1 protein-coding gene is annotated in these 1336 nt (G+C 63.2%); it reads left to right on the top strand.

The features are described 5' to 3' along the window. Positions 1–1265: rhamnan synthesis F family protein (locus tag AC2DFQ_RS15995; protein ID WP_484534578.1), on the top strand; the 1265-nt coding region annotated here is incomplete at its 5' end. Positions 1266–1336: the final 71 nt, after the last annotated feature.

Here is a 1336-nt window from a genome sequence, read left to right as displayed (position 1 = left end):
GCGACGGGTGCCCGGTGCTCAAGAGGCGGCCCTTCTTCCACTGGCCGCCATTCCTCGACCGCCACGCGGTGATCGGGCGGGAAATTCTCCAGGGGTTTGAAGGTTACGGGTACCCGACGAGCCACATCCTGCAGAACCTTGCACGGACGATCCCGCCAAGGGTCATGAATGCGGACCTCGGCATGTTGGAAGTGCTTTCTGACATCGATCACTCGTACGATCCAGCTCGCCCCTTCCGCATCGTCGCCATCGTGCACCTTCTTCGACCGGCCAAGGCCCGGCGGATCTTGGATCTCCTCGCCCATCTCCCGAGCCCGATCGACGTAGTGATCACCACTCCCGATCCGGACGAAGTGGGGCCCATCGAAGCGCTGCTGGCGGATATCCCCCGGTCCTTGCTCGCTCACCGCGACGTCCGGCTGGTGCCATCCGGCGACGGGAGAGACATGAGTGCTCTGCTCATTGCTTGCCGCGACGTGCTGGCTCCTGGACGGTACGACCTGGTCGTGAAGCTTCACGACCGGACGCCGGTGCATCGCGGTCTGAACTCGGAGTTGTACTTCCGACGGCACCAGACGGAGAACCTGCTCGGCAGCGCGGGTTATGCCCGGAATCTGCTGGCATTGTTCCAGCAGGAGAGTGGACTCGGGATCGTCTACCCTCCTACCATCCACATCTCGTACGCGACCGTCGGCCAAGGATGGTCCTGGTACCGCGGGCGTGCACATGACGTATGCAAAGAACTGGGAATCGAGGTTCCCTTTGACGGCGTGTCGCCACTAGCGCCCCTGGGCGGAATGTGGATAGCCCGGCCCGAAGCGCTAAGGCTTCTGGCCGACGCCCCTTTCACCTACGACGACTTCAGGGACCAGTCGAAGAAGAAGATCCCCGACCTCCAGAGGGTTCTTGAACGGCTCGTGTCATACGCCGCCGGCGAGCTCGGGTACCACACCAGAACCGTGGTCAACGGTGAGCATGCTGCGCTCAGCCACCTGTCGCTCGAGTACAAGATCGACCAGCTGGCATCCACAACGCCGGGCTATCCGGTGGAGCAGATCCAGTTCCTGCATCGGGCTGGCTGGGCCGGTATAGGAGGCGCCGTGGCCTTTATCCGCATGTATATGCGCACCAATCATTCGGATCTCGTCACCCGGGTGGACCCTATCGTGCACCCATTAGGACGAGTAGCGCGCGCCGTGCTGAAGCTCGGGCGCCGGATGGTGGGTCGCGCGCGCTCTGTGGTGCGTGGAGGAGGTCAACGGTGACGGTGTCGAGGGTGGTTCAGCCGGGGGTGTTTCCTCGGGATGGTCGGCGGCTCGTGGTGTACGTGGTCTAT

Source organism: Microbacterium sp. Z11_20 (assembly GCF_057197605.1).
This window is presented reverse-complemented; position numbering and strand designations above follow the sequence as displayed.